This window comes from Haloplanus ruber, assembly GCF_024494725.1.
GTDB classification, from domain to species: Archaea; Halobacteriota; Halobacteria; order Halobacteriales; family Haloferacaceae; genus Haloplanus; species Haloplanus ruber.
The window spans coordinates 485237-507379 of the sequence record NZ_JANHDK010000001.1 but is presented as its reverse complement, the minus strand read 5'-3'; the positions used below and the strand labels follow the sequence as shown (position 1 = coordinate 507379).

Here is a 22143-nt window from a genome sequence, read left to right as displayed (position 1 = left end):
GTAGTTAGCCGAACATCGCGCCGAGACCCTCACCGGCGTCGCCGCCGTCGTCGTCGTCGTCGTCCGTGTCGGGGTCGGTGTCGGCGTCCGCGTCGTCTTCGTCGCTCGATTCCTCGTCAGCGTCGGTCTCCTCGTCGGCCTCCGGCGTCGCCGCGGGCGCGTCCACGCCGCGCAGTTCCTCCGGGAGTGCCTCGTCGTCGTCGATGTGCGCCGCGAGAGCGCGCACCTGGCTGTCGGCCTGTGCCACGAGGTCCGGCATCAGCTCGGGGTCCTCGATGGCGGCGTAGAGACCCACCGACTTGGCTTCGCCGGCCGCCGTGGCCAGCAGCGTGCCCGCGGTGCGGGCGGTCGGGTAGGCCGCGTTGACCGAGAGGTTGCGCGCGGCGGCCGCGGCCGACTCCACGTCGGCACGGTACTCGTCGACGTCGATAGCGAGTTCTTCGGGTTCGAACAGGACGCCCTCGGAGAAGACCGCCCGGAGGTCGAGCCCGACTTCCTTGGGTTCGATCCCCAGTTCGCCGAGGACGTTCGCGAGTTCGTCGCTGACCTCCTCGCCGGTCTCGAGGACCGTCGAGTCGGCGGTCACCTTGATCGAGCCGTCCATGATGCGGGCTTCCGCGCCCACCTGTTGGAGTTCGCCGACGAAGGGACCGGGGTCGACGCCCGTGTCGCCCTCCGGGATCACGATGTCGTTGGGGGCAACCTCGCCCGCGTTGATCGGTGCGGGCGTCTTCGAGGCTTCCAGTTGCTGGAAGAGACCGAACGGGTTGTCGTTGGTGCCGATGAGGGCGACCTGCCCCGAGACGTACCCGGAGAGGTCCTCGTAGCCCTCGTCGACCTCGTTGAGCGCGCGACGGAGGAGCGTGTTTCGGCTCATCCGAACGTCCGCACTCCCGTGCAGGTCGCGGCGCATGTTCTGGAGCTGTCGGCTCGGGATGCCGGCGACGCCGACGATGCCCACACTGGCGTAGGACTCGACGAAGTCGACGAGTTCGTCGACCTCCTCGCGTTTCCACTGCGGGATCGTCTCAGTCTGCCGGGCGGCCTCGCTCTCGCTCATGCTTCGACCTCCACGGACGGCCCCATGGTCGTCTTGACGAAGATGGAGTCGATGTTGAGCGGTCCTTTCTCCAGGGCCGCCTCGAGGCGGCGGACGATGACGTCGATGTTGTCCGCAATCTCCTCGGCGGACATGTTCTCCGCGCCGACGCGCGTGTGGAACGTGCGACGGTCGCGGCTCCGGAGCTGAACCGTGTTTTTCATGCGTTCGACCGTCTCGACGACGTCGTCGTCGGGCTGGAGCGGCGTCGGCATCTTGCCGCGCGGCCCGAGGACGGTCCCGAGATAGCGACCGATATCCTGCATCATCGGCGCTTCCGCGACGAAGAAGTCGGTCTCGTCGGCGAGGTCCTTCGCGGCGTCGTCGTCGTCCCCGAGGTCTTCGAGTTCGTCGGGGCTGAGGACGTCGTCCGCAACCTCCTCCGCACGGAGGGCGGTCTCACCGGTAGCAAAGACGACGATGCGCGTTTCCTGGCCGGTACCGGCCGGCAGGACGACGCTCTCGTCGACGCGATTCGACGGGTCGTTGAGATCCAAGTCGCGCAGATTCACGGCGAGGTCGACCGTCTCGCGGAAGTTCCGCGGGGGTGCCTCGTCGAGTGCGCGAGAGACTGCTTGCTCTATTGTATCTGCCATCTTTCACCTCCGTAGTACGCTTGCGCTCCTACGGGTCAGTGAAACAGGCGTGGGCCTGTCTCATCGGAGAGTGGAGAATGGCGGACTTAAGTCCGTCGAAGGCCGGGCGCCGACGCCCCCGAAGACGGGCGTTTCGAGGCCGTCTCGTGACCGTTGGGTCAGACCGCTGCCGCTTGCCGACAGACGTGAATGTCGCTCTCGGGGAGTGTGAGCCACACCTCGTCGCCGACAGCGGGTGTTTGCTCGGTGAAGGTCTCGATGGTCACGCGGTCGACGGCGACGGTCACGCGGTTGGTCGCGTCCTCGCGGACGACACGCTCGACGGTTCCGCGCACGTCGCCGTCGTCACCGAAGGCGACCGACTCGGGCCGGATCGTCACCACGTCGTCGCTCTCCACGTCGAACGCCGCACGGAGCGACGGTGCGTCGTCGAGGTCGATCACGTTCGACCCGGTGAAGCGGGCGACCATCGGCGACTCCGGCCGGTAGAAAATCTCCTCGGGGGTGCCACTCTGCACGACGTTCCCCTCGTTCATGATGACGATGCGGTCGGCCAGCGCGCGGGCGGTCGTCCGGTTGTGCGTGACGTAGACGGCCGTCGCATCCGCCAGCACGTCCGCCAGGTCGTCACGGAGGGACTGCCGGGTCGGCACGTCGAGCGCCGCGAGGGGTTCGTCGAGGAGCATGACCGCGGGGCGAACCGCCAGCGCCCGCGCCAAGGCCACACGCTGTTTCTCGCCGCCCGAGAGCGTGGGCGGATACCGGTCGGTTAACCCGGCTACACCCAGCTCCGCGAGCAGGTCGTCCGGGTCGCGGGTGTCGCCGTGGTAGCGACTCCCGAAGTCGACGTTCTCGCGGACGGTCATATGCGGGAACAGCGCGTAGTCCTGGAAGACAAAGCCGAAGTCGCGCTCTTCGGGTGGCGTGTCGCTCACGCGCCGGCCGTCGAGCGTGACGGGACCGTCGTGGGGATGAAAGCCTGCAACGGTTTCTAACAGGAGCGTCTTCCCGCTCCCGCTGGGGCCGAGGATGACGAGACTCTCGCCGTGTTCCACCTCGATTTCGGCGTCGACGTGGAACGACTCCGCGCCGTCCGCGGAGAACGTCGCCGACACGTCGGCGTGGAGGCTCATACGACACCCCCAGTCGTCGTGGTATCGGTCGTGAGATAGCGCACGATGAGGAAGATAATCCCCGAAACCGAAAGCAGGAGGAAGGCGACGGCACCGCTCTGTTCGAGGCCGCCCTGCAGGTAGGTGTTGTAGACGAACACGGGGGCGTGCTGGGCCGTCACCTCCCCACCCTCGAACGGGTAGAAAAAGGAGACGGAGTAGGCGACGACGGCGACGGCGCCGAACTCGGAGACGGCACGCGCCCACGCGAGAACGCCGCCCGTGACCATCCCTCGAACCGCGAGCGGGCCGGTGATCCGGCGGAACGTCTCCCAGCGGCTCGCACCGTGGATGCGAGAGGCGTATTCGAGGCGGTCGTCGATTGATTCGAACGCTTCACGCGCCGCGTTGACCGCGTACGGAGCGCTCACGAACGCCATCGCCAACACCATGCCGATCATGGACCCGAGGACGGAGATACTCGGGAAGGCGCCACCCTTCCCGAAGCCAAAGAGGATGATGATGCCGGCGACGCTGTGTGGAACGACCAGCGGCAGATCGACCAGACTCTCGACGAGGGGCTGTCCCGGAAACCCCTTCGAGAGGAGATGCGCCAGCGGTACGCCGAAGACGAGGCTCGCGAGAGCGGCGAGTAGGGGACCGTAGACGCCGAGATAGAGCACACGGTGGACGCCCGGATCGAGCGCCTGTTCGATGACCAGCGACGGGACCTGCCGCGAGACGAACAGAAACAGCGGGAGCGCAAGCGCGACCATCAACACGCTCCCCATCGTCGCCAGCGCGACGGTGAACCGGTCGCCGTCGAGAGCGAAGGCCGTGACCGCCGTACTGGCGATCATGAAAAACGCGTACCACGTTGGTCGACCGACCGTGTAGGTACCGGCGAACACGAGCGCCTGTACGGCGACAAACACCACGACGAGCGAGTTTCGCTTGACCCCGCTCAGTGAAAATCGAGTCTCTGCACTAGTTGCCATTGTTCTCGTTATTCCGAGTCAGAAATATAGCTGTGTCGGACGGAACTGCCCGTTACAGTTCGAGGGGTCCGAGGTTACTCTGTGCCGACGCGACGTTCATGACGCGGTCCGGCACGGCGTCCTGGCCGCTCTGGGGGACGACGATGGGGTCGACGGGCACGAGGCCGAGGTCCTCGAGGACCGTCCGGCCGGCGTCGGAGCCGAAGTACTCGACCCACGCGGCGCCGGCTTCGGGGTTGTTGGCGACGCTCGGCACCGTCAGCCCGTAGGCGATGGGCGCGCCGACGAACGTCCCGCTGTCCGTCTCGACTTCCGCCTGTGCGTAGTGCTCGGCGTACTCGCTGGTCGCCTGCGAGAGGTCGACCTCCGGCTGCAGGTCGATGTAGGGCAGGCCCGAGGAGGCGGAGATGGACTGGTAGTAGAAGACGTAGTCCAGCTCGCCGGATTCGAGCTGTCCTTCCAGGTTCGTCTCGGTGCCCGTCGGGACGACCGAGTTCTCGCGAAGCTGGTTGTAGGTCTCCTCGTCGTAGAGGCTCGACCCGTCGAAGTCCATCATGCCGAGCTGCTGGGACATGACCGCGCGGTAGCCACCGGGGTCGACCGCGGGGTCGGAGTGGCCGATGGTCACGTCGTCGCGGGTCAGGATCTCCCACCAGTTGTCCGCCGAGATCTCGTCCGCGCCGGGCGAGTCCTCGCGGTACTGGATCGACATCGAGTTCGTCGTGAAGATGCAGTACCAGTCACCGAAGTCGGGGACGACGCGGTCACGGATGAGCCGGAAGTCCGAGGTGCCGAGCACGTCAGCCGAGCGACCCTGCTGGGTGATCTTCTGTGTCGACGCGACCGATCCCTGGGCCTCACGGGTGACGTCGACGCCGTACTCCTCTTCGAACGCCGGTTCGGCCTCGCTGAACGGCGGTGCGAGGCTACCCGCGTGGAAGATGGTCATCGAGCCGCTAACTTCCGGCTCCGGCGTGCTGGTCTCCGTCGGCGTGTCCGTCGCCTCGCCGCCCGAATCCATCGACTCCTCCGTCTCCGTAGCCGTCGCAGTGGCCGTCGCCTCGTCGCCACCGCCGCCACCGGAACAGCCGGCAAGCCCCGCCATCCCAGCCGCGCCGAGTCCTTTCAGCACGTCACGACGCGAGCGTCCGCGAACGACCTGCGCCCAGTGTTCTTTCTGCTCTTGCAACCAATCTGCATTTTCTTCTCGTTGTGTCATTGGTAGCACAACGGGATTACTTACTATAAGACATAATGGCTTTGGATTACTCGTGTCGGGCCCTGGGAGGGTGTTTGGGTTTGTCCCACACACTGGCGGTCCGGGTGTGACCGGCGGTCAGACCACCGATTCGCCCCGAGGGGGCGGCCGTGAACGGGTGCGTATTGCCTAACGGCCGGGGTGGCGACAACGCATTTAACCCGCCGCCCCGAATCAGCGGGCATGGAGTTCTCGACCGAGTTCGACGCCCGGATCGGTCGGGGCGACGTGACACTCACCGAGCGCGATGTTGCGCTCCTGCGGGCCATCGACGACCACGGGTCGATCAACGCCGCCACAGCGACCCTCGGCCGCTCGTACTCGCGGGGCCAACAGCGGATCGTCGAACTGGAGGAGGGCTTCGGTGACCTAGTGGCGCGCAAGCGCGGTGGCTCGGGCGGCGGCGGCAGTCACCTGACCGACCTCGCTCGGGAGCTGTTGAATCGGTACGACCAGCTCAGCGCCGAATTCAGTGGCATCGCCGAAACCGAGGAGACCGTCCTCTCGGGACAGGTCGTCGACCACGACGGCGAACTGGCGACCGTGGAGACGGCGGCGGGCACCGTTCGGGCGCTCGTCCACGACGACGGGACCGACACCGGGGCCCGGCTCACCCTCCGCGCCGACGCCGTGACCTTACAGAGTCCCTCACGGTCGCCAGAGGGTGACCGAACCAGCGCCCGCAACCGTCTGGAGGGAACCGTCCGCACCGTCGACCGAGGCGAGCCCGTCGCTCTCGTCACTGTCGACGTGGCCGACGAGGTGTCGCTCGCGGCGCTCGTTACCGTCACCAGCGTCGAGAAGTTGGGCCTCGACCGCGGGACGCCCGTCGTCGCCTCGTTCAAGGCCACCGCCACTCGGGGCGTCCCGGTCGAGTAGCGGGGCGACACCCAACGCGCGGAGCGCTCGTGCCTCGTTCACACGGCGCTAACCGCTGTACGCTGCCGGTTCCGACACGTGTATCGGCGTCGGCGTCGAACGCCGATCCGTGACAGCAGACCTCTTCACTCCTCTTGAGCTACGCGGCACCGAGATTCCGAACCGTGTGATGGTCTCGCCCATGTGCCAATACTCCTGTGAGGGCCGGGACGGACTCCCGACGGACTGGCACCACACCCACCTCGCCAGCCGGGCGGTCGGCGGCGCCGGCCTCGTGATGACCGAGGCGACGGCCGTCGAGGCCCGCGGGCGGATCACGCCCCACGACCTCGGTATCTGGAGCGACGACCACGCCGACGCGCTCGCCGACATCACCGCCTCGATCCGGGACCAAGGAAGCGTCCCCGGTATCCAACTGGCCCACGCCGGCCGCAAGGCCTCAAAGACCCGCCCGTGGGAGGGAAGCAACCCGCTGACCGGCGACGACGGCTGGGAGACCATCGCGCCTTCCGCCGACCCGTGGCCCTACGAGGACAGCGAGACGGCGACCCGGCGGATGAGCGCCGCTGACATCGAGGACGTGATCGACGCCTTCCGCGCCGCCGCCGAACGCGCACGCGATGCCGGGTTCGGGGTCGCCGAGATTCACGCCGCCCACGGCTACCTCCTCCACGAGTTCCTCTCGCCGGTCACCAACGACCGCGACGACGACTACGGCGGCAGTTTCGAGGATCGCACCCGACTCCTCCGCGAGGTGACGAACGCCGTTCGCGAGGTGTGGCCCGACGACGCCCCGCTGTTCGTCCGGATTTCCGCGACCGACTGGCTCGACGACCGCGAGGCTTGGACCGTCGCGGACTCGGTCCGACTGGCCGACGAACTCGCGCCCCTCGGCGTCGACCTGATCGACGTGAGCGCCGGCGGGATTCACCCCGACCAGTCGATTCCGTCGACCGGCCCCGGGTATCAGGAGCGCTACGCACGACGGGTCAGACAGGAGTCCGAGACGGATATCGCGGTTGGTGCCGTCGGCGGCATCACGACCGCCGAACAGGCCGACGCCCTGATTCGGAACGGCCGCGGCGACCTGGCTATCGTGGGCCGTGAACACCTCCGCGATCCGTACTTCGCGCTGCACGCAGCCAAAGAACTCGACCGCCTCGACGCCGGCGGCATCGAGGTGCCGTCCCAGTACGACCGCGCCTTCTAGTCGCCGTCCGGCGTCGGCGCCACGAACTCGCCGTCATCGAACGAAAGCTCCTCTGGCTCGGCGATCACCCGCAGGTCGTCGCGGTCCCGCGCCGCCTCGATCAGCGGTTCGGAGGCGTAACACCGCTCCAGTCGCATCGTGTCCGTGACCCGCAGGACACGCGCCTCGTCGCCGGCGACGGGACCGATGGTGCCGAGGGTCCCCCGAAGCCCCGCGCGGTCGTTCTCGACGACCGGTGGCAGTCTGACGCCGCGGACGGTACTCGCCGTGATGGCGTTGATCAGCGACTTCGAGGTGTCGACGCCGTCGAGGATTTCGCGGTGGACGAAATCGGCCTGGCCCATCCCCATCGCGTTACCCTTCGTCTTCCCGGTGAACCCCCGGAGGAAGATCCGCTTGATCGTCGGCGATTCCGGTTCCGGTTCGTTGATCGTGAAATGCCGCCGGCCGGTGACGTTCGTGTCCATCCCCTGCCCGCTTACGTCCTTGCCGGTCCGGTCGACGACCAAGACATCGAGGTCGTCGAACGGCAGTGTCGGCATGCGGTCGTAGGCGGTCTCTAGGAGTTCGCGTTCACGCTCCAGAAAGCCCGAGGCAGGGACGCCCTCTATCAGTGTCGTATCGTCGTGTTCGTCTTCGACGACCGCGACGCCGCCCGCGACGGGGAGGGCATCGAGCAGTTGGCTCGCGATCTCGGGGAGCATGTTCCGAAGGCTCCAGTCGACCGCCCAGTCGTGGGCCATCTTCGCGCCCTTCTGTTTGCCCATCCCGATGACGAGCATCTTCGAGAGGCCGCTTTCCACCTCGCCGCCGAAGTCCGTGTGGGGTTTGATCCGATTGACCATCACGATCCCGTCGGCGGCGACGGCGTTGGCGTCGGCGTACACCGGCACGCCACGTTCGGGCGTCTTGCCCACTGTCTCGACGTCCATGGTCGCCCGAATCTTACAGCCGACGGACTCCTCGCTCACGCCCAAGGTGTCGAGTTTCTCTCGTTGTCCCGCGGCGGTCGCCCCGCCGTGGCTCCCCATGGCGGGGAAGACGAAGGGTTCGTATCCTCGTTCGCGGACACCGTCGACGACCCCGCGAACGATGGCCCCGAGGTTGGCGATGCCGCGACTGCCGGCGCCGATGGCGACCTCACCGCCCTCGGGAACCGTCGAAAAATCGAGGTCGGCAACGGCGGCCGCGGCCCGTTCCTCGATGTCCGTGGGCGGGATGGGATCGGTCTCCCAGACCTGTTCGATCACGCCCATGCGCGGGAACGTCGTCTCGCCGACGGCGTCTGCGACGGTGTCCTCCGGGACGACGAGGGAGTCGGTCATACCGGAGATAGCGTGGACGTCGAAAAGAAACCCGCGGTGTCCACCCGGGGTCGGGAGGCGTTACGCGGCCGCTTCGTCGACGAACTGGTCGTCGTACTCGCCCTCGTCGATGCGTTCCTTGAACTGTCGGGGGTCGTTCCCCTCGATGGTGACACCGAGCGTGACGCAGGTACCGACGACTTCCTTCGCGGCGTTTTTCAGATCGTAGGAGAGCAGGTCCGACTGCTTCTGCTCGGCGATCTTCTGTACCTGTTCGACGGACAGGTCGGCGACGAAGGTCTCCTGGGGTTCGCCGCTTCCCGTCTCGAAGCCGGCCTCGTCTTTGATGAGTTCGGCCGTCGGCGGGACGCCCACCTCGATAGTGAACGAGCCGTCGTCGTCGTACTCGACGGTGACGGGCACTTCCATGCCGTCGAACGCGTCGGTTTCGTCGTTGATCTCCTGGACGACGGCCTGCACGTCGACCGGCGTCGGACCGAGTTCCGGTCCGAGCGGCGGGCCGGGGGTGGCCTCGCCGCCGGGAACGAGCACTTCGATAGTTCCAGCCATATCGAACCAAACCCGGGGCCGACTTTTAACGGTTTTCTTTCGGCTCACGGCCGTGTCCCCCGCTCACGTGGCGGTCAGACGTCGACCGCGAAGTCCGCGATGTCACCCGCTCGCTCGGCCATCGCGCCGAGGACGGCCCCCATGTCACGGAGGTCCGTCTCGTCGATCACCTCGACCGGCGTGTGCATATAGCGGTTCGGCAGGCCGAGATTCAGCGCCGGGGTCCCACCCCCTGCCGTGTAGAAGGCGTCGGCGTCGGTGCCGGTACGGCTCCCGGTCGCCTGGAACTGTACGTCCACGTCCGCGTCGTCGGCGGCCGTCCGCGCCAGGTCGACGAGCACGGGGTGGTTGGCGCTCCCCCGCGAGACGACGGGACCGCCGCCGAGTTCGACGGGGCTTCGCCGCTTCTCCGGGACCCCCGGCGAGTCGGTGGCGTGGGTCACGTCCACCGCGACGACCGCGTCGGGCGAGAGATCGACCCCGATCATCCGCGCGCCCTGCAGTCCGACCTCTTCTTGGATCGTACTCACGGCGTAGACGGTCGCGTCGACGTCGGCCGCGGCCGCCCGCCTGAGCGCCTCGGCGGCCGCCCAGACGCCGATACGGTTGTCGAGACCACGGGCCGCCACCCGGGTTCCGTGGAGGTCCTCGACCGTCGTCGAGAACGTAACTGGGTCGCCGACCGAGACGAGGGCACGGGCCTCGTCGCCGTCGGTCGCGCCCACGTCGACGAACTGCTCCCCGATGTCGTCGTAGCGCTCCTCGCCCGTCTCCCGGAGGTGGATGGCCGTCTGGCCGACCACGCCGGACACGGGGTCGTCGCTGTGGATCGTCACGTGTTGCCCCTTCGAAACGGTGCGGTCGGCGCCGCCGATGGCGCCGATACGGACGTAGCCGTCGTCGTCGATCCGGCGGACGATGAATCCGATCTCGTCGGCGTGGCCGGCGACCGCAAAGGACGTATCGACGGCCGCGTCGCCGCGGTGGACCGCCACCGCGTTGCCGTAGTCGTCGGTCCGTACCTCGTCCGCGAAGTCGCTGACGTAGTCCACCCACTGGCGCTGGCCACGCGTCTCGAACCCCGACGGACTCGGTGTCTCCAGAAGGCGGTGCAGGAACGCCCGGCGATCCGGGTCGAGTGTCATATATTGGGGTAGGACGACGCGGGCAAGAACCCAGCGATCCGTGGGAGGAGCGGCGGCGAACGACCGGTTCTCGGGCGCGCGGACGGAACGACCCGCGAAGCGATCCGGTACCCGGCGTCACGCTACTACTGCCGCCCCGCCATCGTGCCGGGTGAGATGAACGTCCCCGTCGGCGAAACGGCGGTTCACCTCTCGCGGAAGCGAATCGTCCTCGCCCTCCTCGTCGGCCTCGTCGGATACGGCGGCTACGGCTACGTACAACAGTCGCAGGCCCTCTCCAACGCGGTGGCCGTCCAAGCGACGGTTACCGACGCAGGAACCGACCGCCGTGAGACCGGGCGCGGCATCGAGTACGTCCCACGGGTCGAGTACACGTACCGGTACCGTGGGGAGACGTACACCAGCGACCAGGTGTTTCCCGGCCCCAGAACGTCGCGGTACGACCGACGGTCGAGGGTCGAATCGGTGATCGACCCCTACACGCCGGGAACGACAGTACGGGCCTACGTCCTGCCCGACGACCCGAGCAAGGGGTTCCTGATACCGGAGCGGACGCCCTGGCCGATTCGGGCGGTCGGTGCTGGGGCTGTCGGGTTGCTGTTGCTTGGCCTAGACAGTCGCGGCGCGCAACACCCGGGGCGGGAGACGGATCTCCGCCCCGAGAGCGACGTGACGTCGCCGTCGACGTTCGGGGTGGAGGCCGCGACCGTACACCGGCTGGCAGTTCGCCTGATCGTGGGCTGTAGCGTGGCGGGGCTCGTCTCGCTCGTCGCCCTCGTCGCGGCCGTGTTGAACGCCGCCGAGTCCGTTCCGGCATCCGTCGCGTCTCGTCACGATTCTCCGGACGCGTCACGACGATCTGAGCGAGTACGGCCGCCGAGTCAGACTCACCGGCTTCGCGTTCGTGACGGCGTGGGTCCTCCTGTTCGTACTCGCGGAGGTTTTCTACCCGCCGCTGTGACGCCAGCCGTCGAGGGCGCTCCGTTCAGTCGCCGTGTCGGGTCACGCAGACCGGCAACCCGGTGAGTTCGACGGGTTCGGAGTTGTCCGGCGAGTAGACCACCATCTGCCCTTTCTCCATGTACGGCACCTTGTCCTCCAGCGTCGACGGAATGTTGACGCTGCTGATGGCGTCTTCGTCGCCCAGGTTGAGCACCAGTTTCGTGTTCACCTGCTTGAACACCGAATCGGCGATATCCTGCGGGTCCTGCGTGATGAGAAAGAGACCGAGTCGTTCCTTCCGGCCCTGTTTGGCCGCCTCGGTGAACTTCCCGATGACCTTCCGGGCCTGAACGCTCTCGGCGTCGGTCAGGAAGTTGTGTGCCTCGTCCATCCCGACGATCAGCGGTGTCTCCTTGATACGGTCGTACGTGGGATCATTCGATAGCTTCTCGTCTACCAGCAGACTCGCCACCGCGAGGACGACCAGTTCGGTTGCACGGGTGTCGTTGACGTGGTACGTGGGGACGACGGTCAAGCCACCGGGGCGGACGAGTTCGTGAACCAAGTCGGTTACGGGGCGCGCGTCGCGGTCGAACACCCGAGAGAAGGCGCTCCCGAGTGCCCGCCGCCGGACGGCGTCGAAGGTAGCCTCGTGGATGCGCCCGGACTCGTCGAGTTCCTCGCGGAGCGCAGGGTCGTCGAGAAACGAGGTGAACGCGTCGTAGGTCGCCTTGTCGCCGTAATCGCGGAAGAAGCGGTCGAGGAGATAATCGAGCGCTTGGTACTGGTTGTCGTTGAGGCGGGCACCCGCGACCAGCCACGGCCGGCGCCGGACCATTCGGAACGGGACGGTGAAGGGGACCTGCTCGGCGCGGTGGGTGGCGCCCCCGTACGACGCCCCATCGACCTCGGGGACGAGAGCGACAGTGTCGTCGTGGCCGCCGTGGGAAACCCCCTCGCGGTCGAGGCGGCGGGCGAAGTCGTCGTCCATCGCAGGGTTGTCGTCGTGCATCTGGGCGTACTCGTCCTGGGGGTCGAACTGGACCACCGCCGTTTGCACCTCGCGGCCGTCGTCCATCGGATACGACGCGTCGAGGTACTGGCGGAGGACGTTCTTCGAGGCGTGGGTCTTCCCCGACCCTGTGCCGCCGGCAACGAGGGTGTGCCGGAAGACAAGTGGGTCGCCGTCGGCGTAGTCGTCCGTGAGTCGGTAGTCGATAGTCGGCGGCGTCGCGGCCGTCCGCACCGTCTCGCCCCCGACGGCGAGATGGCCGAGAAAGACGCCATCGGCGGGGATGGCAAGCCCCGTCTTGATCTGTTCGGCGTCGGTCGCCTCGCCCACGACCGCCCCTGGCTTCGGCACCCGGTCGGTCATCCGGCGTTTCAACTCTCCGCCCTCCGAGAACAGCACTGCGACGGGATCGAGCGTCGCCACAAACTTGTAATCGCGTTCAGTGAAGTCGTCGCGGCGCATCGCCCGTCGGGCGTGGATTTCGGTGGCGTCGTCGGCCTCGAACTCTTGGGCGTACTCCAAGGCCGTGATACGGGAGAAGAGCGTCTCGTCGTCCGGATAGGGGACGATCACGTACTTCCCGAGACGAACCGATTCGCGGTTGTCACTGGTGATGAACGCCTTTAGCGCCGTATCGTCGCCATCCTCAGCGACGCGGAGCCCTTGGGAGACGGAGATGGAGCCGAGACCGTGGTCGGCCCCGGCCGGCGAGACGTCGTAGGTGTCGAAGTCCGCGTCGGCGTCGTCGCTCGACGCCGCCTCGCCGGCCGCCGTCGGATCGTCGTCGCCGGTCGACGCCCCGTCGGCCGACGAGTCGCCGGGTGACACCTCCGTGAAATCCCCGAGATCGGACATATCCTCTATCACGGAAGTGGGGGTGAAACGCCTTTCGGCAAGGGCATCGCCGCGCAGTCTTCCCGGGCGACGACAGGGGAGGCCAGTCCCTCACGAATCGGCGTCGGGCGCGTCCTGTGAGCCGTCGGCGGCCTCGGGTGAGGGGTCCTCGCCCTCGGTCGGGCCGTCGCCCGGAACAGCGTGATCCGTCGAGGCGGTCGGCGGCTCGAACACGTAACAGCAGTCGTCGTGGAGGACGTAGTACGCGGTACCGTCCGGATGCTCGAACACCCGTTCGTCGGTGTCGATGGCGGTGTCGACTAGCCCTGTCAGATCCGCCACGTCGACCTGCGGGCGGTCGAACACCGACTCCGGGGGCCGGGCGACAGTGATCCAGTCGTCGAACTCCTCGCGGGTCGTGCGGAACGCAACCGCTTCACGTTCGGCGTCCGTGACGGCAAACCGGCCGGCCGCGCGGCCATAGAGGAGACCGACAAAGGCGACGAGACCGAGTATTGTCGCCGCCGGTCCACCGAGGCGCCACAGCGGCCCGTACGTCTGCTGGCGGGTAATTCGCTCGGTGGTCGATCCCGTGACTGCCGACCCCTGGGTCGACCGTGGGCGGTAGGTCGATCGGTCCGTCTCGATGGGCAGCGTGTACTCGGCAGAGCGGTTCACCGACTGTCCGTTCACCTCGCCGGCGATTCGGACGCGGGTCACCGCGCGCAGTTGGAGCGACCCCGGCGAGCCGCCGAGTCGATCCGAGACGTTCTCCATCCGGTCGAGCGTCCGGGAGACGTTGCGCTCGAAGGTCAGTTCGACCGACCGTCCCGGTGGTACCCCCGTCACCCGCGTCGAGTCGATGGACTCCTCCATGCGCCAGTACTCGACGGGCGATCCGTCATCTGACTCCGCAATAGAGCGCATCACCAGCCGACTCTCCGCGGTCACGTCGAGTGACCCGTCATCGGTTGCCTCGTAGCCGAACGCGAACCGACCTTGCATCCGTGGGCTCACCGAGAGGAAATACGCCGGGCGCTCCGACAGTTCCGTGCCGACCGGATACAGCGGGTTTGGTTCGGTCACCCGAGCCGTCGTGGTGTAGGTGCCGTTACCCTCCCACGAGGACACCTGGCGTTCCTCGACGGTCGTCCCCGGCGAGGCGTACGCGGTGTACGTCACGGCCCCTCCGACAAGGGCCAACATCGCCGCGACGGCGGCGATGACGACGAACCACTCTGACAGGACGATACGGCCTCGCGGCCAGTCGCTCCCCCACGCCATGAACGCCTACTTTCCGGGGCGGCGACAAGAAAGTTGAGGAACGGAGGAGAGATGCGCCGCCGGGGCCGGTAGACCGACGCCGCCGATCAGGTGAACCGGGTCCACAGGCGACGGAGACGAGAGGGACGGTCCCGCGACCGGGTCCGAAGGCGTCCCGTCCCGACCAGAGAGACGCCGAGGACGTAGAAGGGGACACCGAGGACGAGGTCGATGACGACGATGGGCACCCACGGGTGAAGCCGATAGAGACCGTCGATCACCGACGCCGGCAACACCGCGAGATACCGCCGCTCGGTGAGATAGTAGCGGTAATAGCCGGTCTCCGGCGGCGCCGTGAGCGTCAGACCGACCGTCTCCGTCCCGCGACTCGGCACGTAGACGTGCCGCCGGTCGACCCCTACCCGGTCACTCCCCGGTTCGAGGTAGGCGTGAACTGGAACGAGACCCGCGTTGGGGACGCCGTAGTCGATTGTCGATGACTCGCCGGCAGGGATGGTCGTCGGGTCCTCGGCGTCGAACTCGGCGCTGACGACCCCGAACTGTTGTGTGCCCGCGGGGACGACCATCGCCGCCGTCGCCGTCGACATCACGAGTAGTGCAAGTCCCACCATCACGAGTCGCGTCGAGACGCCATCGGTACGGCTCCGAGACCGCTCTCGGTCACGCTCACCACCCAGAAGCAGGTCGAGGACGTACGCGAGCGCCGAGAGGGCGAACAACAGGTAGGTAAGCCCCTGTGTTCCGAGCAGCGACCGAGTGCCCAACGTCGCCGCGAGCCACCGCTGAGCGCCAGCTAAGGCATCCTGCACGGCGACGACGGCGGTCCCGAAGTTCGGGAGGACGACGACCGTCCCCCGGACCTGCAGCGCGTGCGCGACGATCTGTTCGTCCGTCACCGGCGGTTCGGTCCCCTGCTGGTCGGTAAAGGGGTTGGCGTCACCGCGCGTAATGTAGCCCCGTTCCGTCTCGCGGACGACCCGGTGGGTAGTGAGCCCGCCACCTTGGATCTCCTCGGCGCGGAACGTGATCACGTCGCCCTCGCCGACGTCGCCCGCGAGGGGTGCCGGCACCGCGACAAAGCCGTCGCCGGGTTCCATCGTCGGCGCCATACTCCCCGTCTCGACGTAACTCAGGAGGACGGGGTAGCCGAGCACCTGGCCGGCGACCAGCGAGATGGCGACGACGACGACGGCGGCCTCGACCCCCAACGCGAGGACGCGACGGGGTGACATTCACCGGCACCAACGGTGGTCGACGAGAAAAATCCTGGGTCGACGCCGGCCACAGTGACGGTCATTCGGCGGCCTCCGCCACGTTGAAGAGGCCGAGTTCCACCCCGACGTACGGGACGATGAAGGCCAGACAGAACCCGAGTAAGTGGACGTAGCGGTTGACGACGCCACCCCGGACGGTCGGGGCGACGGCGAACCCGACGGCGACGTACCCGAACATGGCGACGACCCCGACGATGAAGGCGTCGAGCCATCCGGTTCGCGGTCCGGCGGGCGTCGCGGGCGGGTCCGTTCCGCGGAGCGCCGACGCGACCGACACCGCGTACCCGATGGTCGCGACACCCGCCGCCGTCGCGAGACCGAGGGTGAGCGGCGTTCGCGGGAGCGACAGCGCCACTAGCGCCAGCGCAGCGAAGAAGGGCGTCGGTGCGTGTCGCGGACGGACCCGGGCGTCCAATCGCCGCCCCGCGTACACCGACAGCACGACCGGGAGTACCCCAGCGAAGGCCATGACGACGCCAGAGAAGCCGTAGCCCACGGCACGACGCGGGACCGCGAGGTTTAGCGCCGACAGGATCGGCGGAAAGGCGAGCAGGTACGTCGCCGCCGCGACGCCGAACAGCCGCCGACAGCCTCCGAGCGCCGCGAGCAGGTAGCCACACCCGGCGAGGACGACGTAGCCGACGAGATTCACCAGCAGATGCTCGGGTGCGAAGTGGACGAAGTGGGCGGCGACCGCCGACAGGGGCGCCGGATCGGCATACGAGAAGGTCAGCGATCGGCGGAACGGCTCCGGGGAGAGGTAGACGCCGACAAGGACGACAGGCACGGTGGCGAGGGCCAGACAGTCCCGGCCGCGGATCGCCCGTCGCACTGCCACCGAAAACGGTGACCGCGGGAGCATATCGGAGGACGTCACCGTCACCGGAAAAGCCCTCGGCTCCGCCGTTCGTCGACGGAGGTCACCGCCGGACGCGACGGGCGAGGGCCATGAGCACGAGCAACGCGAGCAACCCGGCGACGAACGCGGCTGTCGCCGGCAGCGACCCTCCCGCGGGTTCGGCCACCGGTTCGTCGGTCGATACGGCGGGCGTGTCGGCCGCCTCCGGCGACACAGCGGGCGGCGTTTCCGTGACGTTCTCCGCGGGGTTCGAGGCAACCGGCGTGGCCCCGCCGTCCGGCGTCGCTCCCTCGACGACGAGGCGACCCGCGTCGGCCGCGCCGACGCGAACATCGTGTGTGCCTCCCGGGGCCCGGACCCGGAACGTCACCTGTGCCGACTCGTCGGGAGCAAGCGTCACACGTCGTTCCCCGACGACATCACCGTCCAGTGTCAGCGCGACCGTTCGCTCGCCGGCCACGCGTCCGTCGTTCGTCACCGTCGCCGTCACCGTCGTCCGTTCGTCGGGGGTGACGGTCGCAGGCCGGAGTTCGGCCGCTTCGACCCGGATACTGGGAGCCGCCGCCGCGATGACGAACGTCGACAACCCCGGCGTGTCGGCTTCGAGGAAGACGTCGCCTCCGCTCCGGCCGACCACCTCGACGTCGAGTTCCGACCGTTCGCTCCCGTCGTACCGGTAGAGGGTCAGCGACTCGGGATCGACTCCGGTCGCGGCCAGGTACGCCCGGTCGACCGCGAACCGGAAGATCGCCTGGTCGACTGTCCCCCGCCGCTCCTCGACCCTGACCGCACCAACCGGCCGCATCGACGTGCTGGCCGGGAGCGGCCCTGCGGCGTCCGGTTCGGTTACGGATACGTCCATCTCCAGCGTGCTTTGGCCGACGACCGTCAGTTCGTCGAGGGTGACGACGCCGTCTCCCTCGCGGTCCACCACGAGGCGATCCATCGCCGCCGTGTTCGGCCGTCCCACGACGGCATTTTCGACCGTCACCGTCCGGCTGGTGGCGCTGGGGTGTTCCACCTGCATCAGCGTCTCTTCGCCGGAGCCGTCGCCGGTACTGCCGCCGGTACCGCCGCTCGACGCCGTACCGTCAGTCACGTCACCCGCTTCGGCCACCCGTGCCTCGACGGAGAAGGAGGCGTCCTCGGGCGGAGTGCCGGTCGTGGTGTCGACGACGACCCCGACCGAGGCGGAGCCATTAGGGTTGAGTCTGATCGCGTCCGCGCGCGAGCCGAGGCGTGCGCCACGGGCACGAAAGGCGATGCCGTCGGCCTCGGTAGTGAGCCACACGCTCGCAAACCGATCACCGTCGTAGCGGACGCGGAAGGCATCGTCGATGTAGGTGACGGCCTCGGCGTTGACGCCAGCGCCGGAGAGCGCGGGATTGGATGTGGCGAGATCGAGGGTGAGTTCGCCGTCACCGGTGACGCGGACGTACTCGGCGTTGGTGCTGTTGGTGGTGACGACGCTGACGCCGTCGCCGACGGGGTCGCCGAGTGGGGCAGCGAAGGTTGGAAGCGCAAGAGCTACCGCGACGAGAAGAGCGAGGACGGCGAGAAAACGTCGTGGTCTCATCCGTTCTCCGTGCGACTCCATCGGTGGGGTATTCACTTGGTAGTAGGGTTATTGAACGCTATCAAACGGGCCCCGAGTAGCACGTGTCCTCCGTCGCCGACGGAGACGAGGAGGGATGCCACGGGTCAGCGCCCGCGGTTCGGCCGCCGACCCAACGGCGGCGCCCACGAACACCGGTCTATCCGTGAACGGCGGATACAACCCCGATAAACACGTGAATTCCCGGTTTTAGCTGGCTACAGAGGTTGTTCAGGGGGAGCTTGAGAACCGGTTTGCCGGGCCTGAAATACCCGGCAGCAACGGTTACTTATGTGGAAGGGAGGGGAGAGTGTAGCCTGTCCGGAATGTGTGAACCTGGGGGGATCCGAACGATATGAGCCTCGCACGGGACGACGTATACGAAGTACTGAGCAACCGACGGCGACGGTTCGTCATCCACTACCTACAGCGGAACGGACAGCGGGCAGCACTGGGTACCCTCGCGGAACACGTCGCCGCGTGGGAGAACGATATCGACGTCGCGGCGGTGGGATCGGACGCACGCAAGAACGTCTACACCTCGCTCCAGCAGTTTCACCTCCCGAAGATGGCGGATCTGAACCTCGTGATCTTCGATCAGCGCGCGGGCGAGGTCGAACTCACCGACGACGCGAACGACGTCGACCTCTACCTAGAGGTCGTTCAGGGTCACGAACTCCCCTGGAGCCTCTACTACCTCGGTGTTGGGACGCTGGCAGGGGCCGTGACCCTCGGTCACGGCCTCGGTCTCCCGATGCTGTCTGGGATGACCCACGTCGGCTGTGCGACCTTCACCGTCGCCGCCATCGCCACACTAGCACTGATCCACACCTACTACACCCGAGGGATGCGGCTCGGATCGGAGGGACCACCACCGGAAGTCGACAGATGAGTCGCCAACGTCGACGGCTCGTGGCGGTGTTCGCGCTGTGTGTAGCCGTAGGCCTCGCCTTCGGCGTCGGGGGGTACTCCACAGCCTCGCCGGATCGGAGCGTGAACGTCACTGTCGCCGAACCGTCGGAAGCGTATCTGGCGTTCGGCGAACGCCTGCAGTGCGGGCCGGGGAGTGCCGGGGACGACCAGACGCTCGTTCGCAACCGGCTTCCCGAAAACACTACCGTCGAACAGATCGACGTCACGGTACAGGCGGTCGGTGGGTACGTCCGTGTCGGCGGGACTGACGGCGAGGTTCAACAACTACGGCCGGGTAAGGCGCTCGATCTGACCGTCGGGGGATCGTACGACCCCGGTGACGCAGCCGAGATACGAGTGAATCCGCCCACGGCCAGCAACGTCTCCGGTGCCGACTCGCTGCGCGTCCAACTCGACGCAGCGACGGGACCGAACGTCGACGTCTCCGGGGGCACACAGACGTACGCCGTCGACTGTCCCGGGACGTACAGTGCCAGCGGAAACGAGACGGGGACGACGACGCGCAACCAGACGGCGGCCGACGGCTGATCGCCCCCGTCCGGAGTTTTATACGGACACGGACCGCCAACCGGGCCATGGGACGTGACGTCCGCACTCGGAGTGATCGCCCGTGACCGGTCGTAGCCCTGACCTCCACCCTGAAGCGGAGACTATCCTCGCCCGTGTCGACCTTCCACCGACCGCCTCGCTCTCGGTCGACGGTGCTCGCGAGGCGCTCCGGGAGCTGCTGGTCACCGAGGAGCCGCCGAACGACGACCTCCGGGTTCGAAACCTCTCGATCCCGGGTCCTGGCGGCGACCCCGAAGTGCCGATTGCGATTCGAACCTACACGCCGCCCGGCGACGCGGCCCGGCCGGTGTTCGTGTACTTCCACGGCGGCGGCTGGGTTCGCGGTGACTTGGACACCCACGACGGCCTCTGTCGCCTCCTCGCCGAGGCGGCCGACTGTGTCGTCGTCTCGGTCGACTACCGGCGAGCGCCGGAACACCGGTTCCCGGCGGCGGTCCACGACGCCTACGCCGCGACGGCGTGGGCGGCCGATCACGCAGCAATCGTCGGCGGTGACCCGGATCGGGTGGCGGTGGGCGGCGACAGCGCCGGCGGCAATCTGGCGGCCGCGGTGACGCTTCTGGCGCGGGAACGCGGCGGCCCGGAACTCGCCCATCAGGTGTTGCTCTATCCGGTGACCGACTACGCGTTCGACACGGCGTCCTACGACGAGAACGCGGCGGGCTACCTGCTCTCGCGGGCGAGTATGCGCTGGTACTGGGAGCGCTACCTGGGAGACGATATCGACGGCGCAAACCCCTACGCGTCGCCGCTCCGGGCCACGGATCTGTCTGGGGTGCCGTCGGCGACAGTGATCACTGCCGGCTACGATCCGTTGCGGGACGAGGGCGCGGAATACGCCGACCGCCTGCGCGAGGCGGGCGTGTCGGTGACCCACGAAAACTACCCGGGAATGGTCCACGTGTTCGCCTCGTTCCCGGATCTCGACCGGGCGGCAGACGCGCGCCAGGTGATCGCCGACGGCTTGGCGACCGCCTTCGACCAAGGCTGAGACCCCGGCCGCATTCTCGCGACCGATAGCCGCCGCACACGCCTTTTATGTTGCGCACGCGTATCTGACGGTAATGTTACTGATCCGCGGCACGGGCGGGGACACGACGCTCACCGGGACGGTGTACGAACGGGGTGAGCGCGCGCCGAGCTTTCGGGGCGCGCCCGACGAGGACGCCGCCTACGTATGGGTGTGCGACGAGTTCTACGAGGTCGAGAGCGGCGGATCGACCACACACATCGACGGCGAGGAGATCCAGGTCGCCTTCGAGTCGCCGATGCCGCGCGGATTCGACACCCGGGAGCAGGCAGTCGAGGCGGCAAAGGAGCATCTGCGGACCCAGTTTGCGCGGGTCGGCGTCTCCGAATCGACGGTGTCGGTCGAAATCGAGAAAGCCGATCCGATAGACTGAGCGCCGACAGGTCAGAACTCCTCGCCCCAGCGGTGGTCGTCGTAGGTTCGGACGAACGGGGAGTCGAGTCGTTCCTCGAACTTACGCCGGAGTGCCGCCTTCTCGTCGACGCCGATGCGTGCCAGTGCGTCTGCCCGCTCCACGACCGGCGGTGGGCCGCGGGCGGTCGCCACGTCGCGGAGGACCTGCCGTGTGAGTCGGTCCCGGGCGTCGGGGTCACGGGTGAGGCCAGCGGGAGCCTCGACGCGGTAACAGAGGTCCTCACGGGGGTCGTAGACGACGAGGAAGGTCACCTCGTAGTCGACGGGGTCACGCTGGCGCTCGACGCCAAGGGCGTCGCCGTCGTCGGCGAGGGTTCGGTCGGAGCCACCACGGGACCGGAACCAGTTGGTGAAGGTGAGCCGATCCGTCGGCCGACCGCCGTCGTCACCCTCGGGTTCCAGCAGGCGCGTGAAGAACGCGGTGTCGTCGACCCAGGGCGCGCCGACGCCGTGTGCGCGGAGCGTCCGGGTGATCAGCTTCGGTGAGGGGTTCTTGACGAAGCCGGCGACGGCGACATCCCGGTCGAGGAGTCGCTCGACGAGGTGGACGTAGTTCTCGACGATGGACCGGGGTTTGGCCTCCGTCGTCAGCGCGCCGAGTTCGGCGTCGCGGTCCTGCCAGTTGAGCAGTTCCTTGGGGTAGAGTGGTCCGTCGAGAAGCAGACAGTCGTCGACGGCGTCGGCGTGTTCGATGGCGTGAGCGCTCTCGGCGAGATAGAGCGCCAGGGCGTGGACGACCCCCTCCGCGTAGCGGTTCACGCGCGGCGCGTGCAGGATCTTGTGCTGGAAGTATCCCTCGTCGCCGCGCGCCCAGTCGGTTTCGAGCGCGAGTGTCGGATCGTTCGCGTGAACGGTCGTCACCAGACTACGGGCGCGGTGCAAGTCGAGGTCCGATGGCTCGGCGGCCATCGCGGCGTGAGCCACGTCGAGCACCAGCCCGTTTTTGAACGTGGTCGGGTTGATCGTCCCGGAGTCGAGTCCGTGGACGGTCGGATACGGGGGGTCGATGAGCGCCACGTCGTCGACGGAGACAGAGCGAAGCCGACACTCGTCGAGGGGTTCGATCACCGTCCGACCGTCGGCGCGGAGGGGGTCGAGAAACTCCTCGAACGCCGTCCGCGCCAGGTCGTCGTGGTCGGTGTCGTCGACCCGGCGGGCGAGGCGGCCGGCCAGGTCGGCGATGCCGTCGACGTGGACCGGATCGAGGGTCATGGAGGACCAACCGG

The 22143-nt window shown here is 67.7% G+C and carries 21 protein-coding genes; 7 read left to right on the top strand and 14 right to left on the bottom strand.

The window, feature by feature from the left end; translation table 11 throughout:
- Positions 1 to 4 precede the first annotated feature (4 nt).
- From NO878_RS02725 to NO878_RS02705, 5 genes are all read right to left on the bottom strand, one after another.
- Positions 5 to 1060, bottom strand: coding sequence for a 50S ribosomal protein L10 (locus tag NO878_RS02725; RefSeq protein WP_256404423.1), 1056 nt, complete (start codon positions 1058 to 1060; stop codon positions 5 to 7).
- Positions 1057 to 1695, bottom strand: coding sequence for a 50S ribosomal protein L1 (locus NO878_RS02720; protein ID WP_256404422.1), 639 nt, complete (start codon positions 1693 to 1695; stop codon positions 1057 to 1059). Before NO878_RS02720 ends, NO878_RS02725 begins: the two co-directional genes overlap by 4 nt.
- A gap of 158 nt (positions 1696 to 1853) precedes the next feature.
- Complete coding sequence (locus tag NO878_RS02715) at positions 1854 to 2828, bottom strand: ABC transporter ATP-binding protein (RefSeq protein WP_256404421.1); 975 nt, start codon at positions 2826 to 2828, stop codon at positions 1854 to 1856.
- Positions 2825 to 3805 carry an ABC transporter permease gene (locus tag NO878_RS02710; RefSeq protein ID WP_256404420.1) on the bottom strand — a complete coding sequence of 327 codons (981 nt, stop codon included), beginning with the start codon at positions 3803 to 3805 and terminating at the stop codon, positions 2825 to 2827. Before NO878_RS02710 ends, NO878_RS02715 begins: the two co-directional genes overlap by 4 nt.
- Positions 3806 to 3857: 52 nt before the next feature.
- Positions 3858 to 5024, bottom strand: coding sequence for an extracellular solute-binding protein (locus NO878_RS02705; protein WP_256404419.1), 1167 nt, complete (start codon positions 5022 to 5024; stop codon positions 3858 to 3860).
- A gap of 222 nt (positions 5025 to 5246) precedes the next feature.
- Between NO878_RS02705 and NO878_RS02700 the strand changes: the two genes are divergently transcribed.
- Positions 5247 to 5942: a TOBE domain-containing protein gene (locus tag NO878_RS02700; RefSeq protein WP_256404418.1), complete on the top strand. Its 696-nt coding sequence runs from the start codon at positions 5247 to 5249 to the stop codon at positions 5940 to 5942.
- A gap of 109 nt (positions 5943 to 6051) precedes the next feature.
- The gene (locus NO878_RS02695) at positions 6052 to 7152 is read left to right on the top strand and encodes an NADH:flavin oxidoreductase/NADH oxidase (protein WP_256404417.1); all 1101 of its coding nucleotides are present in this window, start codon (positions 6052 to 6054) and stop codon (positions 7150 to 7152) included.
- Here the strand turns inward: NO878_RS02695 and NO878_RS02690 are convergent.
- The 3 genes from NO878_RS02690 to NO878_RS02680 form a co-directional block, all read right to left on the bottom strand.
- Positions 7149 to 8477 carry a nickel pincer cofactor-dependent isomerase, group 22 gene (locus tag NO878_RS02690; RefSeq protein WP_256404416.1) on the bottom strand — a complete coding sequence of 443 codons (1329 nt, stop codon included), beginning with the start codon at positions 8475 to 8477 and terminating at the stop codon, positions 7149 to 7151. The genes NO878_RS02695 and NO878_RS02690 overlap by 4 nt on opposite strands.
- A gap of 60 nt (positions 8478 to 8537) precedes the next feature.
- A complete protein-coding gene (locus tag NO878_RS02685) occupies positions 8538 to 9026 on the bottom strand; it encodes a 50S ribosomal protein L11 (RefSeq protein WP_256404415.1) in 489 nt (162 codons plus the stop codon).
- Positions 9027 to 9100: 74 nt separating this feature from the next.
- On the bottom strand, positions 9101 to 10171 hold the full coding sequence (locus tag NO878_RS02680) for a M20/M25/M40 family metallo-hydrolase (protein WP_256404414.1): 1071 nt from the start codon (positions 10169 to 10171) through the stop codon (positions 9101 to 9103).
- A 156-nt stretch (positions 10172 to 10327) separates the two neighbouring features.
- Here NO878_RS02680 and NO878_RS02675 point away from each other — a divergent pair, with 156 nt between their 5' ends.
- Entirely contained in the window at positions 10328 to 11197 is an 870-nt protein-coding gene (locus NO878_RS02675) for a DUF3592 domain-containing protein (RefSeq protein WP_256404413.1), read from the top strand.
- Here the strand turns inward: NO878_RS02675 and NO878_RS02670 are convergent.
- The 5 genes from NO878_RS02670 to NO878_RS02650 form a co-directional block, all read right to left on the bottom strand.
- Positions 11157 to 12980, bottom strand: a complete 1824-nt coding sequence (locus NO878_RS02670) for an ATP-binding protein (protein WP_256404412.1) — start codon at positions 12978 to 12980, stop codon at positions 11157 to 11159. The genes NO878_RS02675 and NO878_RS02670 overlap by 41 nt on opposite strands.
- Before the next feature lie 90 nt (positions 12981 to 13070).
- The gene (locus NO878_RS02665; RefSeq protein WP_256404411.1) at positions 13071 to 14243 is read right to left on the bottom strand and encodes a DUF5305 domain-containing protein; all 1173 of its coding nucleotides are present in this window, start codon (positions 14241 to 14243) and stop codon (positions 13071 to 13073) included.
- 86 nt (positions 14244 to 14329) lie between these two features.
- Positions 14330 to 15475 carry a signal peptidase I gene (locus NO878_RS02660; protein WP_256404410.1) on the bottom strand — a complete coding sequence of 382 codons (1146 nt, stop codon included), beginning with the start codon at positions 15473 to 15475 and terminating at the stop codon, positions 14330 to 14332.
- A 61-nt stretch (positions 15476 to 15536) separates the two neighbouring features.
- A complete protein-coding gene (locus NO878_RS02655) occupies positions 15537 to 16379 on the bottom strand; it encodes a hypothetical protein (RefSeq protein ID WP_256404409.1) in 843 nt (280 codons plus the stop codon).
- A gap of 58 nt (positions 16380 to 16437) precedes the next feature.
- Positions 16438 to 17952 carry a PGF-pre-PGF domain-containing protein gene (locus NO878_RS02650; RefSeq protein WP_256404408.1) on the bottom strand — a complete coding sequence of 505 codons (1515 nt, stop codon included), beginning with the start codon at positions 17950 to 17952 and terminating at the stop codon, positions 16438 to 16440.
- A gap of 373 nt (positions 17953 to 18325) precedes the next feature.
- On the opposite strand from NO878_RS02650, the gene NO878_RS02645 reads away from it, so the two are divergent.
- The 4 genes from NO878_RS02645 (at position 18326) to NO878_RS02630 (ending at position 20876) form a co-directional block, all read left to right on the top strand.
- Entirely contained in the window at positions 18326 to 18862 is a 537-nt protein-coding gene (locus tag NO878_RS02645) for a DUF7344 domain-containing protein (protein WP_256404407.1), read from the top strand.
- Positions 18859 to 19431: an MMPL family transporter gene (locus NO878_RS02640; protein WP_256404406.1), complete on the top strand. Its 573-nt coding sequence runs from the start codon at positions 18859 to 18861 to the stop codon at positions 19429 to 19431. The genes NO878_RS02645 and NO878_RS02640 overlap by 4 nt, the downstream gene beginning before the upstream one ends.
- A gap of 82 nt (positions 19432 to 19513) precedes the next feature.
- Positions 19514 to 20464: an alpha/beta hydrolase gene (locus NO878_RS02635; RefSeq protein WP_256404405.1), complete on the top strand. Its 951-nt coding sequence runs from the start codon at positions 19514 to 19516 to the stop codon at positions 20462 to 20464.
- 73 nt (positions 20465 to 20537) lie between these two features.
- Positions 20538 to 20876, top strand: coding sequence for a DUF7113 family protein (locus tag NO878_RS02630; RefSeq protein WP_256404404.1), 339 nt, complete (start codon positions 20538 to 20540; stop codon positions 20874 to 20876).
- Between the two features lie 11 nt (positions 20877 to 20887).
- Here NO878_RS02630 and NO878_RS02625 read toward each other — a convergent pair whose 3' ends face one another.
- Positions 20888 to 22129, bottom strand: coding sequence for a DNA double-strand break repair nuclease NurA (locus tag NO878_RS02625; RefSeq protein WP_256404403.1), 1242 nt, complete (start codon positions 22127 to 22129; stop codon positions 20888 to 20890).
- Positions 22130 to 22143 lie beyond the last annotated feature (14 nt).